General features: G+C 71.6%; 12 protein-coding genes. 11 read left to right on the top strand and 1 reads right to left on the bottom strand.

All coding sequences use genetic code 11. The features are described from left to right. Window positions 1–142 precede the first annotated feature (142 nt). From NE234_RS41900 to NE234_RS41855, 10 genes are all read left to right on the top strand, one after another. Entirely contained in the window at window positions 143–1132 is a 990-nt protein-coding gene (locus NE234_RS41900) for a LacI family DNA-binding transcriptional regulator (RefSeq protein ID WP_252786731.1), read from the top strand. 18 nt (window positions 1133–1150) lie between these two features. Further along, window positions 1151–2350 carry an extracellular solute-binding protein gene (locus tag NE234_RS41895; protein ID WP_252786730.1) on the top strand — a complete coding sequence of 400 codons (1200 nt, stop codon included), beginning with the start codon at window positions 1151–1153 and terminating at the stop codon, window positions 2348–2350. After that, on the top strand, window positions 2347–3435 hold the full coding sequence (locus NE234_RS41890) for an ABC transporter ATP-binding protein (protein WP_252786729.1): 1089 nt from the start codon (window positions 2347–2349) through the stop codon (window positions 3433–3435). Before NE234_RS41895 ends, NE234_RS41890 begins: the two co-directional genes overlap by 4 nt. Beyond that, entirely contained in the window at window positions 3436–4365 is a 930-nt protein-coding gene (locus NE234_RS41885) for an ABC transporter permease (RefSeq protein WP_252786728.1), read from the top strand. After that, complete coding sequence (locus NE234_RS41880) at window positions 4362–5234, top strand: ABC transporter permease (RefSeq protein ID WP_252786727.1); 873 nt, start codon at window positions 4362–4364, stop codon at window positions 5232–5234. The genes NE234_RS41885 and NE234_RS41880 overlap by 4 nt, the downstream gene beginning before the upstream one ends. After that, complete coding sequence (locus tag NE234_RS41875; RefSeq protein WP_252786726.1) at window positions 5231–5971, top strand: 5-deoxy-glucuronate isomerase; 741 nt, start codon at window positions 5231–5233, stop codon at window positions 5969–5971. The genes NE234_RS41880 and NE234_RS41875 overlap by 4 nt, the downstream gene beginning before the upstream one ends. Before the next feature lie 4 nt (window positions 5972–5975). Continuing rightward, entirely contained in the window at window positions 5976–7124 is a 1149-nt protein-coding gene (locus tag NE234_RS41870; RefSeq protein ID WP_252786725.1) for a UxaA family hydrolase, read from the top strand. Window positions 7125–7147: 23 nt separating this feature from the next. Then, window positions 7148–8482, top strand: coding sequence for a mannitol dehydrogenase family protein (locus NE234_RS41865; RefSeq protein WP_252786724.1), 1335 nt, complete (start codon window positions 7148–7150; stop codon window positions 8480–8482). Window positions 8483–8547: 65 nt separating this feature from the next. After that, window positions 8548–9327, top strand: a complete 780-nt coding sequence (locus tag NE234_RS41860) for an SDR family oxidoreductase (protein ID WP_252786723.1) — start codon at window positions 8548–8550, stop codon at window positions 9325–9327. A gap of 17 nt (window positions 9328–9344) precedes the next feature. After that, window positions 9345–10397: an NAD(P)H-dependent amine dehydrogenase family protein gene (locus NE234_RS41855; RefSeq protein ID WP_252786722.1), complete on the top strand. Its 1053-nt coding sequence runs from the start codon at window positions 9345–9347 to the stop codon at window positions 10395–10397. Window positions 10398–10424: 27 nt separating this feature from the next. On the opposite strand, the gene NE234_RS41850 is transcribed toward NE234_RS41855, so the two are convergent. Next, window positions 10425–13148 (bottom strand): SpoIIE family protein phosphatase/ATP-binding protein, encoded by a 2724-nt coding sequence (locus NE234_RS41850; RefSeq protein WP_252786721.1) that lies wholly within the window; start codon window positions 13146–13148, stop codon window positions 10425–10427. Window positions 13149–13403: 255 nt separating this feature from the next. Between NE234_RS41850 and NE234_RS41845 the strand changes: the two genes are divergently transcribed. Next, window positions 13404–14573 carry an FAD-dependent monooxygenase gene (locus tag NE234_RS41845; protein ID WP_252786720.1) on the top strand — a complete coding sequence of 390 codons (1170 nt, stop codon included), beginning with the start codon at window positions 13404–13406 and terminating at the stop codon, window positions 14571–14573. The last annotated feature ends 58 nt before the right edge of the window (window positions 14574–14631 follow it).

Raw genomic sequence — 14631 nt, 5'->3', positions numbered from 1 at the left:
CGGGCCCTGCTCACCGGCCACCGACCGCTCACCGGCCAGGTCAACGCTCAGGTTAGGGCTTTATGCCCGGCACGTTACATTGACCCTCTCTGCAAACGTTTGCATAGTTTCATGCATCCGAACCGACCCCTGAGGAGTCGCGGTGCCGGTGACCATCCAGGACGTCGCCCGAGAGGCGCGAGTCTCGGTATCGACAGTGTCCCGGGCGTTCACCGTTCCTGACCTGGTCAAGGAGGAGACCCGGCAGCACGTGCTCCAGACCGCGGAACGGCTCGGCTACCGCCCGAACCGCGCCGCCCGGGGACTGATCACCGGCAAGACCGGCAACTTCGGCGTGATCGTCCCCGACCTGTCCAACCCGTTCTTCCCCACCGTGCTGAAGGGCGTGCAGGCCCGGGCACGTGAGGCGGACTACGCCGTCTTCCTCGCGGACTGCGACGAGAATCCCGCCGAGGAGATGGCCCTCGTCCAGGCCATGGCCAAGCAGGTCGACGGGGTCATCCTCTGCTCGTCGCGGATGACCCCGAGCCAGCTCGACCGGGTGGTGGGGACGACCTCGCTGGTCTTCATCAACCGCCAGGTACGCGGCAACCCGGCGGTCCTGATGGGGCCGGCGGCCGGAATGCGCCAGGCCATCGATCACCTCGCCGCACTCGGGCACCGCCGGGTCGCGTACCTGAACGGCCCGAAGGCGTCGTGGTCCAACCGGGAGCGACGGCGCGGCCTGCGCCAGGCCGCCCGGTACGCGATGGAGATCGTGGAGCTGGGGCCGTTCGCCCCGCGCTTCGAGGGCGGGCCGCACGCGGCCGACCTCGTGATCGCCGAGGGCGTCACCGCGCTCATCGCCTTCAACGACCTGCTGGCGCTGGGGGTGATGTCCCGGCTGGCCGACCGGGGCGTGGCGGTGCCCGAGGAGATGAGCGTCGTCGGCTTCGACGATATCCCGATGGCGGGCATGGCCACTCCGCCGCTGACCACCGTCGCCATGCAGAACGAACGCGCCGGTCGCGCGGCCGTCGACCTGCTCGTGAACCTCCTGACCGTCTCCGGCGCCGACGCGGGGGATCTCCGCCGGGACCTTGATTGTCAGCTGATCGTGCGGGCCTCGACCACGGTCCCCGCCCGATCGTGACCGGAAGGAAGATCCCTGATGCGCGCTAAGACCTGGTGCCTCGCGGCGGCGTTCGTCCTCGCGGTGAGCGCGTGCGGTTCACCGAACTCGGGGGGCGGGGCCAAGGACCTGACGCCGGACAAGGTGCCCGACAACCCGAAGAGCCCGGTGACCCTCAACATCATCGACGTCGCGGGCAACCTGCAGCTCACCCAGGGCATGATCGACGAGTTCGTCAAGACGCACCCCAAGGTGATCAAGAAGGTCACCTACACGAAGGCGACCGCGCCGGAGCTGCCCGGCAAGATCAAGGCGCAGCAGAGCGCGGGCCAGGTGCAGATCGGCCTCGTCCTCACCGGCACCGACGGCCTGTCCGCGGGCGTCGACCAGAACCTGTGGGTCAAGACCGACGACTACAACGGCCGCATCGGGAGCGCGAACTACCTCGAACCGGCCGCGAAGATGCAGGAGCTGGCGCAGGGGCACGGCGTCGAGCTCGTGTACTACCCGTCCGGCCCGCTCCTGGAGTACAACCCGAAGACGGTCCCCAACCCGCCGACGACGACGGACGAGCTGCTCGCCTGGGCGAAGGCGCACCCGAAGAAGTTCCAGTACGCCCGGCCCGCCAACTCCGGCCCCGGCCGTACCTTCCTCATGGGCCTGCCGTACCTCCTCGGCGACTCGAACCCCAAGGACCCGACGGCGGGCTGGTCCAAGACCTGGAACTACCTGTCGGAGCTCGGCAAGTACGTCGACTACTACCCGTCCAAGACCTCCGAGACCATGAGCAACCTGGCCAACGGGTCCGTCGACGTGATCGCCACCACGACCGGCTGGGACATCAACCCGCGTGCGCTCGGCCAGGTGCCGGCCGGTGACAAGGTCACTTACCTCAAGGGCATGCACTGGGTGACCGACGCGCAGTACGCCACGATCCCGCGCGGCGTCTCCGCCGACGTCCTCTCCGCGGACCTCCAGCTGATCAAGTGGATGCTCACCCCGCAGCAGCAGGCCAAGGCGTACGACACCGGCTACTTCTACCCCGGCCCGGCCGTGAACGGCGTGACGATCTCCATGGCGCCGGCCAAGTCGCAGCAGGTCATCCAGCAGTTCGGGCGGCCGGAGTACGACAAGTGGATCGCCCAGTTCCCGAAGGAGACGTCGCTGCCCGCCAAGGAGCAGGTCACGGCGTTCGACCAGTGGGACCGGACCGTCGGCGGCGGGAAGGTCCACAAATGAGCCGTTCGTCGACCAAGATCTCCGAGCTGCGGCTCGACAAGGTCTGCCGCGAGTTCGGGGGCGTGCGCGCCCTCGACGGGCTCGACCTGACGATCACCGGCGGGGAGTTCGTCGCCCTGCTCGGCCCGTCGGGCTGCGGGAAGTCGACCGCGCTCAACTGCCTGGCCGGTCTGCTGCCGCTGACCGGCGGCACGATCACGCTGGACGACCGCAGGATCGACGGCCTGCAGCCCGAGCAGCGCGGCTTCGGGATGGTCTTCCAGAACTACGCGCTGTTCCCGCACATGTCGGTGCGCTCGAACATCGGCTTCGGCCTGCGCATGGCCAAGGTCCCCAAGGCCGACGCGCGGCGCCGGGTGGACGAGGCGATCAGGCTCGTGCAACTGGGGGAGCACGCGGACAAGTTCCCCGGCCAGCTGTCCGGCGGTCAGCAGCAGCGCGTCGCGATCGCCCGCGCGATCGTCCTCGAACCGCCGCTCGTCCTGATGGACGAGCCGCTGTCGAACCTCGACGCCAAACTGCGGCTGGAGATGCGCACCGAGATCAAGCGCATCCACCAGACGCTCGGGCTGACCACGATCTACGTCACCCACGACCAGGAGGAGGCGCTCTCCCTCGCCGACCGCCTCGTCCTGCTCCGCCAGGGCAGGGTGCAGCAGATCGGCTCGCCGGAGGAGGTCTACACCGAGCCGGCCAACCGGTTCGTCGCCGGCTTCATGGGCTACCGCAACGAGCTGGACCTGCCCGTCTCCCAGGTCAACGAGAAGACGGTAGTGCTCGACGGGCTCGGCGGCGGGCTCACCGGCGTCCGGCGCGACGACCTCGGCGCGCGGGCGGTCGCGGCGATCCGGCCCGAGGACTTCACCGTCGGCGACGGTCCGAACGCCACCGAGGTCACCGTCGAGGTCGTGGAGTACCAGGGCCGCGAGCAGGCGATCCAGGCCCGTACCGATGACGGTTTCGACCTGCACCTGCGCGCCGACGCGCGGCTGGCGCCCGGCGACCGGGTGACGGTGTCGGTGCCGCCGGAGCGGGTGCTGGTGTTCGCCGCGGAGAGCCCGGCCGCGCCCGAGGAGGTGGCCTAGGTGGCGGCGGCACCGGTCGCCGCGCGGCCGCGGATCTCGCTGCGGCACCGGCTCGCCGAGCGCGGCGTCGACCGTACGCTGCTGCTCCTGCTGCCCGCGGTGGTCTTCGTCGTCGCGCTGTTCATCTACCCGTTCGTGTACGGCCTGCAGCTGTCCTTCCAGCCGCAGGCGGGCTCGGATGCGGCGAACAAGTACGGCACCGGGCCGTTCGCGGACTACCGGCTGTTCTTCTCCGACCCGTACCTGCGGAACACGATCTGGACGACGCTGAAGATCGGCCTGCCGGCCGCGCTGTTCAACGTGCTGGCCTCGGTGCCGATCGCCTACCGGATGCGCGGGAGGTTCCGCGGCAAGCGGGCCGTCACCACGATCCTCGTCGTGCCGATCACGCTGGGCACGGTGCTCACCGCCGAGGGCCTGCTGGCCTTCATGGGGCCCACGGGCTGGCTCAACCGGATCCTGCTGGACCTCGGGATCGTCGACCACCCGGTGCGCCTGACGCACAACTACTGGGGCGTCGTCTTCTCGCTGGTCATCACCGGGTTCCCGTTCGCCTTCCTGCTGACCCTGTCGTACCTGACCGGGATCGACCCGACATTGGAGCGGGCGGCCGCGACGCTCGGGGCGGGCTGGTGGCAGCGGTTCCGGCACATCACGCTGCCGCTGCTGGCGCCGGGCCTGGCCATCACGTTCTGTCTGTCGTTCGTGCTGGCGTTCTCGGTGTTCCCCTCGGCGATCATGGTCGGTGAGCCCGCGCGGCAGACCCGGGTGATCTCGATCGCCGCCTTCCACGCCGCGTTCGAGCAGTACGACTACTCCATGGCCTCGGCCATCGCGATGATCATGGGTGCCGTCGAGCTGATCGTGATCGGCCTCGTCCTCGGCTGGCGCGCCCGTCTGTATCGAGGAGCGACGGGAGGCAAGGGATGACCACACTCGCAGAGGCGCCTCCCGCCGCAGAGGAGAAGGCACCGAGAAAGATCGCGCTGCGACCGGGAGCCTGGATCGTCTGGGGTTCCGTCGTCTTCTTCCTGCTGATCCTGCTCGGCGTGGTCGGCGCGGTCGTCGTGAACTCCTTCGGCCGCAAGTGGTTCGGCGGCTGGCTGCCGAAGGGCTGGACCACCCACTGGTACGGCGCGACGTGGAAGGAGTTCGACCTCAGCGGCGTCCTCACCGTGACGCTGGAGGTCGCGCTCGCCGTGGTCGTCGTCTCCGTCCTGGTCGGCGTCCCGGCCGCGTACGCGCTGGCCCGCCGCAACTTCCCCGGCAAGCGGGTGCTGATGGTGGCGTTCCTGCTGCCGATCCTCATCCCGCCGATCACGTACGGCGTGCCGCTGGCGACCGTGCTGTACAAGTTCCACCTGGCCGGGAGGCTCAGCGGCGTGATCCTGGCCAACCTCGTGCCGGCGGTGCCGTTCGTCATCCTCGTCATGACGCCGTTCATCGAGCAGATCGACCCGAAGATCGAGGCGGCGGCCCGCATGTGCGGCGCCAAGACCCGGGTCATCTTCACGCGGATCCTCGGCCCGCTGCTGATCCCCGGCATGCTGGCCGCCGCGATCCTCGTGCTCGTGCGTACGGTGGGGATGTTCGAGCTGACGTTCCTCACCGCGGGGGCCGACAGCCAGACCCTCGTCGTCGCGCTGTACTACTCGGTCTCGGCCGCGGGCATCCGCGCGCAGCAGGAGACCGACGCGATGGCGGTCATCTACACCCTGTCCATGCTGGTGCTGCTCGTCGCGGCACTGCGTTTCGTCAACCCCACCCAGCTGGTCACCCAGATCAAGGAGAGAGATTGAAGACCCTGCTGACCCCGGGCAAGGACACCGAGCTGATCGGCCTCGACCTGGCCGACCTGGCCCAGGGCGAGACCCTGGAGCTGACCCGCGACGAGGAGGTCGCCGCGGTCGTCCTCTCGGGCGTCGTCGACGTCGACGGGCTGGGCACGGCCGGCGGCCGCGGCGGTGTGTTCGACGGGCCCGGACACACGGTGTACGCCCCGCCGGGACACCGGCTGACGTTCCGCGCGACCGGCGGGCCGGCGCAGATCGTCATCGCGACCGCGCCGCTCGGCGACGGTACGCCCGGCGAGGCGCGGATCATCGGCCCGGACGACCAGGAGATCGCCGAGCGCGGCGAGGGCAACTGGTCCCGTACGGTCCGGACGATCCTCGGCCCCGGCGACAGCGCCGGCCGGCTGCTGCTCGGCGAGACGATCAACCCGCCGGGGAACTGGTCGAGCTACCCGCCGCACAAGCACGACACCCACGAGCCGCCGCGCGAGGTCAAGCTCGAGGAGGTCTACCTGTTCAAGCTGGATCCGGAGAACGGCTTCGGGGTGCAGATCCGGTACGACGGCGAGGGCGAGGAGTGCTTCACCGTCCGCGACGGCGACGTGGCGGCGATCCCGGCCGGTTACCACCCGGTCGTCGCCGCGCCGGGTTACCGGCTCTGCTACCTGTGGGTCATGGCCGGTCAGGGCCGGCAGATGATCCCGTACCTGGACCCCGAGCACGCCTGGGTGCAGAACGGCTGACGGGATGAAGGTGCGGCGTGAGAACGCGACGACGGCGCGGGCCGGTGCCGGACCGGGGGAACCCGCGTTCTTCCAGGGCATCGTCCGCCCGGACGGCCGGGTCGGCACCCGCAACCACATCGGCGTCCTCACGTCGGTGAACTGCTCCGCGACGGTCGCGAAGATGATCGCGAGCCGGTCGGCGGCCCCCGCGGAGCGGTTCCCGAACGTGGACGGCGTCGTCGCGCTCACGCACGACACCGGGTGCGGGATGGCCGCCGACGGCGACGGCATCCGGCTCCTGCGGCGCACCCTGAACGGCTACGCCCGGCATCCGAACTTCGCCGCCCTTCTCGTGGTCGGCCTCGGCTGCGAGGTGGCGCAGCTCACCGGGTTCGACCTGCCGGAGGGCACGCCGACGATGACGATTCAGGGGATGGGCGGCACGGCGGCGACCGTGCGCCACGGCGTCGAGCTGATCCGCGACCTGCTGCCCGAGGCGGACCGCGTCGAGCGGGTCCCGGTCCCGGCGTCGGAGCTCGTCGTCGGCCTGGCCGACACCGGCACGGGCGGGCACGGGAACGCCACGCTCGGCGCGGCCGCCGACCTGCTCATACGGCACGGCGGCACCGCGATCCTGGCAGGGACGCCGCAGCTGTACGGTGCCGAGCGGCTCCTCGCGAGCCGTGCGGTCTCCCCGGAGGTCGCCGGGCGGCTGGCCGAGCGGTTCCGCTGGTGGGAGAGGTACGCCGCGCCCGCGCCGGACGCGCCGGAGCGGGCGGCGGCCAGGGGCGGCACGTCGCCGCTGACCGCGGTGCACGAGTACGCCGAGCCCGTTGCCGAGCGCGGGCTCGTCTTCATGGACACGCCGGGGCGGGCCGAGGTCTCCGCGACCGGGCAGGTGGCGGGCGGCGCGACCGTCATGTGCGTCACGACGGGAGACGGGCCCGCCGGCGGCTGCCGTCCCGTGCCCGGCCTGAACCTCGCCGCGACCGGCGCGGCCTACCGGGCGATGCCCGAGGACCTGGACCTCGACCTGTCCGACGCGTCGGTGACGGGCGAGCGGCTGTTCCGGCTGATCCTGGAGGTCGCCTCGGGCCGCCGGACGGCGGGCGAGGAGCTCGGCTCCGGCGACGACGACTTCGCGCCCTGGCAGATCGGGGCCGTGATGTGAGTACCGAACAACGGGAGGACGCCTTGCGGCTGTCACTGACGACCCGGCCGCGGCGGGTGCCGTCGTCGGTGGGGATCGTGCACCTGGGCATCGGAGCGTTCCACCGGGCGCACCAGGCGGTCTACACCGAGGACGCCGGCGACGGCTGGGGGATCTGCGGGATCACCCAGCGCAGCGCGACCGTCGTCGACCAGTTGGCACCGCAGGACGGGCTGTACAGCGTGCTCGAACGCGGCCCCGACGGCGCGTCGGCGAGGATCATCGGCGCCGTACGGGAGGTGCTCACCGGCGACGCGACCGTCGACCGCATCGCCGATCCGGCCGTGCGGATCGTCTCGCTGACCGTGACGGAGAAGGGCTACCGGCACGACCCCGCCACCGGGCGGCTGCGGATCGATGACCCGGAGATCCGCCTGGACCTCGCCGGCCGCGAGCCGCGTACGGTGATCGGCCGGCTCGTCCGGGGCCTGTCCCGGCGTGAGGCCCCCGTGACGGTCCTGTGCTGCGACAACCTGTCCTCCAACGGCGCGACGCTGCGCGGCCTGGTCGAGGAGTACGCCGAGCGGGCGGGCGTGAAGATCACCTGTGACACGGCGTTCCCCTCGACGATGGTGGACCGGATCGTGCCCGCGACCACGGCGGCCGACCTGGACGAGGCCGAACGCCTGCTCGGCGTTCGTGACCACGGCGTCGTCGTCACCGAGCCGTTCACCCAGTGGGTGATCGAAGACTCCTTCGCCGCGGGACGCCCTGCCTGGGACGAGGCCGGCGCGATCCTCACCGGCGACGTCGCCCCGTACGAGCTGATGAAGCTCCGGCTGCTCAACGGCTCCCACTCGATGCTCGCCTATCTCGGTTCGCGGTTCGCGTACGTCTCCGAGGCGGTGGACGTGCTGGGCGAGGTCGTGCGCCGCTACATGGACGAGGACGCCACCCCGACCCTCGCCGTGCCGGACGGGTTCGACCTGGAGGAGTACAAGGCGTCGCTGCTGACCCGGTTCGCGAACCCGGCGCTGAGGCACCGTACCGCGCAGATCGCGATGGACGGCTCGCAGAAGCTCCCGCAGCGGCTGCTCGGCGTCGTACGCGACCGCCTCGCGGCCGGCGCCGAGCCCCGTTGGGCGGCGCTGGCCGTCGCGGCGTGGATGCGGCACGTCCAGACCGCGGACGAACTCGACGACCCGCTCGCCGGCCACCTGCGCGCGACCGTGTCTCGCGCGGGCCGGCCGGATGAGGTGGTCGACGCACTCCTGGCGGTCACCGAGGTGTTCGGGACGGACCTCCGCGACTCCCGCGCCTTCCGCGACCTCCTCGTGGAGCACCTGACCGAGCTGACCTCCCGCGGCTCGCGGTACTGATCAGCCGAAGCCGGCAAATTCTGCGGCTATTGAAACGGGTTCTAGTTTCTGCCTAGGCTCGCTTCATGATCCTCGACCGTTTCCGACTGACCGACCGGGCCGCGATCGTGACCGGCGCCGGGCGCGGGATCGGGGCCGCGACCGCGGTCGCCCTCGCCGAGGCGGGCGCCGACGTGCTCATCTCCGCTCGCAGCGAGGACCAGCTCCGCGCGGTCGCGCGCGAGATCGAGGACGCCGGGCGACGGGCGGTCGTCGTGCCCGCCGACCTGACCGACCTGACGGCGGCCGCCGGCCTGGCCGCGACGGCGGTCGAGGCGTTCGGCCGGATCGACGTGGTGGTCAACAACGTCGGCGGCACGTACCCGCGGGCGTTCCTCGACACGACGGACGAGTTCCTGGCCGAGGCCTTCCACTTCAACGTCGGCATCGCGCACGCCCTGACCCGCGCGGCCGTACCGCACATGACCCGCGGCGCGGTCGTCAACATCTCCTCGGTCATGGGCCGCATCAGCGGCCGCGGCTTCCTCGCGTACGGCACGGCCAAGGCGGCGCTGGCCCACTACACCCGGCTCGCGGCGCGCGACCTCGCGCCGCGCATCCGCGTCAACGCGATCGCCGCCGGCGCGGTCGCCACGTCCGCCCTGGAGATCGTGACCGGCAACGACGAACTGCGGACGGCCGTGGAGGACAACACCCCGCTCCGCCGGATCGGCGACCCCGAGGACATCGCCGCGACCGTGGTCTATCTCGCCTCGCCCGCGGGAATGTTCGTCACCGGCCGCGTCCTCGAGGTCGACGGCGGCACCGACCAGCCGACTCTGGACCTCGGCCTGCCCGACCTGTAGAAGAAGGAGTTGGCCGGATGACGTACCGCGTGGTGCTGTGGGGCACCGGAAACGTGGGCCGCAACGCCCTGATCGGCATCAACGCCCGCCCCGACCTCGAACTCGCGGGAGTCTGGGTCTCCAACCCCGCCAAGGTGGGCAAGGACGCCGGAGAGCTTGCCGGCCTGGACCCGCTCGGCGTGACCGCGACGAACGACGCCGACGCCGTCCTCGCGCTCCGGCCCGACTGCGTCGTCCACACCTCCATGGCCGACGTACGGCTCGGCGAGGCCCTCGACGACCTGCAGCGCATCCTGCGCGCGGGCGTGAACGTCGTCTCGTCCAGCCCGGTCTTCCTGCAGTTCCCCGACGAGGCGATGGGCTCGCCGATCCGGCGGGCCGCTCTCGACGGCGGCGTCTCCATCTGGGTGAACGGCGTCGATCCCGGCTTCGCCAACGACTGGCTGCCGCTGACCGTCACGAGCATCAGTGAGCGCATCACCGAGGTCCGCTGCCTCGAAATCCTCAACTACGCGACGTACGACCAGGGCACGGTGCTGTTCGACATCATGGGCTTCGGCCGCCCGATCGACGACGTGCCGATGCTGCTGCAGCCGGGCGTCCTGTCCCTCGCCTGGGGCAGCGTCGTCCGCCAGCTGGCCGCCGGGCTCGACGTCGAACTGGACGGTGTGGAGGAGTGGCACATCCGCCTGCCCGCCCCGGAGGCGTTCGACGTCAAGGCCGGGCGGATCGAGAAGGGCACCGCCGCCGCGCTGCGCTTCGAACTGCGCGGCATGCGCGATGGCCGCCCGGTCGTCGTGCTCGAACACGTCACCCGGCTGCGCGACGACCTCGCCCCCGACTGGCCGCAGCCGGCGGGCAGGGGCTGCTACCGCGTCGAGGTGCGCGGCGAGCCGAACTACACCGTCGACCTGCAACTTCTCGGCACCGACGGCGACCACAACACCGCCGGCCTGAAGGCCACGGCGATGCGCCTCGTGAACGCCGTCCCGGCCGTCGTCCAGGCCGCTCCGGGCCTGCTCACCGCCCTCGACCTCCCCTTGATCACCGGCCGGGGGCTGGTCGTCTGACGACGGCCGGACGCGGTCGGACGGCGTTCAGAGTAGGGGAGCGTCGAACTGCCGGAGCAGGACGTCGGCCAGGCCCTCGTCGGTGGTCGGCTCGTGGCCGAGGTCCTGGTCGGCCCAGATGACCTTGCCATCGGCGGTGTAGCGGGTTCCCCAGCGTTCGGAGAGCTGCGCGACGAGGAACAGGCCGCGGCCGCCTTCGTCGGTGGTCGCTGCGCGCCGCAGTCGCGGCGCGGTGCTGCTGGCGTCGGAGACCTCGCAGGTCAGGCAGCGTCCGTAGAGCAGCCGCAGCGTGATCGGCGGTGCCGTGTACCGGATCGCGTTCGTGACGAGCTCGCTGACGATGAGCTCGGTGGTGAAGGTGACGCGCTCCAGCCCCCATTCCCGGGTCTTCTCCGCGCAGCGTGCCCGGATGGAGGGGACCGCGGCGGCGTCGGCCGGGACGTCCCACTCGGCGACGTGTGAGCGCGGGAACAGCCGGGTTCGGGCGACGAGCAGGGCGATGTCGTCGGCGCGGTGGGTCGGGGCGATGGCGTCGATCACCGCCTCACAGGTCTCTTCGGGGGTGCGTCCGTCGGTGTGCCGCAGCGTGCGGCGCAGGTCCTCGAGCCCGGCGTCGATGTCGCGGGTGCGGTCCGCGATGAGCCCGTCGGTGTACAGCACCAGGCAGGCGGACTCCGGCAGGCGCAACTCGGTGGCCTCGAAGGGGTAGCCGCCGAGTCCGAGCGGAGGCGAGACCGGCACGTCCGGATAGGTGACCGTCGAGTCCGGGTGGACGACCGCGGGGCCGGGATGCCCGGCGCTGGCGAACGTGCAGGTACCCGCGACCGGGTCGTAGACCCCGTACAGGCACGTGGCTCCGGTCACTCCCTCTCCGCCGGGTCCTTCGGGGTGGGATCCGGTCGCCTCGTCCCCGTCCATGCGGGCGACCAGCTCGTCCAGGTGCCACAGGACGTCCTCCACCGGCAGGTCCAGCGCGGCGAAGTTGTGCGCCGCGGTGCGCAGCCGCGCCATCGTCACCGCCGCGTGCAGTCCGTGACCGACGACGTCGCCGATCGCCAGTGCCACTCGCGCCCCCGGCAGGGGGATGAGATCGAACCAGTCCCCGCCGACCCCCGCCTCCGCGGGCAGGTACCGCCAGGCCACCTCCAGCGCGTCCTGTTCGGGCTGCCTGCGCGGCAGCAGGCTGCGCTGCAGCGTGACCGCCATGGCGTGCTCCCGGGTGAAGCGCCGGGCGTTGTCGATGGCCATCGCGGCCCGCGTGGTCAGCTCCTCGGCCAGCAACAGATCCTCGTTGTCGAACGCCGGGGTCTCCTGCACCCGGTAGAAGCTGGCCACGCCCAGCGCGACACCGCGCGCCTGCAACGGCACGGCCACCAGCGAGCGCAACCCCTGCCCGAGCGCCTCGTCGGCGCGCTCCGGGGACTCCTCCCGCCACCCCCGGGCCTGCCGCAGGTCCGCCTGCAGCACCCCGTGCCCCTGCTCCAACGCGCGGTTCTGCGGCGCGGCCGATGAGAACCAGACCCGCTCGCCCACCGGCCACATGGGCGTGATCCGCCGCTCACCGGCGATCGCGACCCGCCGCAGTCGCCGCGATCGTCCCGCAGTCGGCTCCTCTCCCCGCAGCACCGCATCGATCAGATCCACCATGACGAGGTCGGCGAATCCCGCCGCGGCGACTTCGGCGAGTTCCCGCGCCTCACCGGTCACATTCAAGGTCGTCCCGATCCTGACTCCCGCCTCGTACAGGAGCTTCAGGCGCTCCCGGGTCACCTGCGCCCGCTCCAACACCGCCGCCAGTTCCGTGGTGTCCCGCAGCGTCACCACGCTGCCGCCCTCCGCCCTGCCGGGGAACGCCGACCGCTTGTTCACCGACAGCAGGCGGTCCTGCGCTCGATGCACCTCGTCGGTCACCGGCTCGTCGCAGGCCAGCAACCGCGTCATCTGCTCCGGCAGCCCCAAGTCCCGCACATCCCGGCCCTGCGCGTCCTCCGGCAGACCCAGCAACCGCTGCGCCTCATCGTTGACCAGCACCAACCGCCCATCCGCATCGGTGATCAGCACTCCCTCCCGTACCGCGTGCAGGACGGCGTCATGGTGCTCGTACATCCGCGTCATCTCCGCCGGCCCCACGCCATGGGTCTGCCTCCGCAGCCGCCGCGACACCAGCACCGCCCCGGCCGCGGCCAGGGCCAGGGTCACCGCACCGCTGCCGACGATGATCGGAATATGCGAGAGCCACCGTCTCGTCACCCCCCTGACCGTCATCCCGGCGGACACCAGACCCGCCACCGCACCGTGCTCGTCGAACACGGGGACCACGGCCTGGACGTACGTTCCCCTGCCCGCCGGCACAGGCGGCCCGCCCGCCTGCTCGACGGTGACGTGGCCGTGCAACGCCGGTCGGATGTTGCCGACGAACCTTTTGCCGATCTCTGTCGGGTAGGGGTACGTGTAGCGGATCCCGTGGGTGTTCATGACGACGATGAAGTCCACGCCCGCCCTCTTGCGGGCCGCTTCGGTGCGCGGCTGCAGCACCGCGGTCGGGTTCGTGCTACGCAGCGCCTGCGCGACCCCGGGGGCGTTCGCGAAGGTCTGAGCCGCGACGACCGACGCCCGGCGCCCCTGCCGCAGGGATGCGTACGCCGACTCGACCACTTGGACGGTCACCGCGGTCGCCACCAGCAGGACCACGGTCACGACCTGCAGAAGGAAGACCTGCCCGGCGACACTGCGCAGGCTGAGCAAGGACAACCGGCGATCAGGCGGGCGCCCAGCGAACGCCCCCCGCATCCGCAGGGGCAATACGCCCATGCACCCTTCATAACACCACGGTGAGTTCCCGGACCAGCCGGTCCACCGGCCAGAGGAGCACCCGGAGCGATGGCGGCCAGCGGCGGGTGGAGCGAATGGTCCTTCAGGTTGCTCGATCGCCCGGCTGCGCAAAGGATGACAGGGGTCACTGACGGTTCGGTCCGGGAGCAGCCGGGCGGGGATGGAGACACGGGGATGACATCGGTTCTGATCGCCGGCGGGGGCGTCGGCGGCCTGACGGCGGCGCTGGCCCTGCACAAGGCCGGACTCCAGGTCGCCGTGTACGAGGCGCATCCGGTCGCCGACGCGGACCTCGGCGCGTTCCTCACCCTCGCGAGCAACGGGATGCTCGCGCTGGCGCAGCTCGACGCCGCCCGCCCGGTCGCCGAGGCGGGCTTCCCGCTCACGACGTTGCGCCTGACCGACGCCACGGGAGCCGAGATCGCCGCCCGGCCGATGGGGGAGCACGGCGACCCGCTGACCCGGTACCGCTGCCTGCTCCGCGCGGAGCTCTGCGCGGTCCTGCGGGCGGAGGCGCTGCGCCGGGGGATCCGGATCCGGCACGGGAAGCGGCTGATCGCCGCGGCGGAGGACGCCACCGGCGTCACGGCCCGGTTCGAAGACGGCGACACCGCCCGCTGCGACCTGCTGATCGGCGCGGACGGGCTGAACTCCACCGTACGGAGAGTGATCGATCCGGCCGGCGCCCCGCGCCGCTACGCCGGTCAGCGCGTCTTCTACGGATACGCCGACGAGGCGCCGGCCCCGGAGCGGCCGGGGACGTTCGAGATGGTGCGGGGGAGCGCGGCCGCCTTCGGCTACGCCGTGTCGCCGGACGGGACGACCTACTGGTTCGCCCGGGTCACGGACGATGAGCTGTCCGCCGAGGAGCTCGCGGCGGGGACGGCCGCGCGATGGAAGGCGGAGCTGCTTCCGCTGCTCCGTCCCGACGCCACCCCGGCGGCGGACATCGTCGCGGCGACCGGTGACCGGCTCATGGCGACCAACGCCCACGACCTGCCCGCCGTCCCCCGCTGGCACACCCGCAGAATGCTGATCATCGGCGACGCCGCCCACGCCGCGTCCCCCGCGACGGGCCAGGGCGCCTCGATGGCGATGGAGGACGCGGTCGTCCTGGCCAAGGCGCTGCGCGACGCGGACACCCTGGACGCCGCGCTGACGGCGTACGCGGGGCTGCGACGGCCGCGAACGGATGAGAACATCGCCGCCAGCGCCCGCATGACCGCCGCCAGACCGTCACCCGCCGGATCCACCGGCGGCGGAGGGGCATCCCGCCCGTCCCCGATCCGTGCCGGCGAGGACCTGCCGCGTCTGCTCGAGTGGGATTCCCGCCTCCCGACCTGAGCCCATGACCACGGCGTTCACCGCCGACAAGGCGCGCGTCGAGGTGCGGGAGGCGGCC

The organism is Actinoallomurus rhizosphaericola, assembly GCF_024055675.1.
Lineage (GTDB): Bacteria > Actinomycetota > Actinomycetes > Streptosporangiales > Streptosporangiaceae > Actinoallomurus > Actinoallomurus soli.
This window is presented reverse-complemented; position numbering and strand designations above follow the sequence as displayed.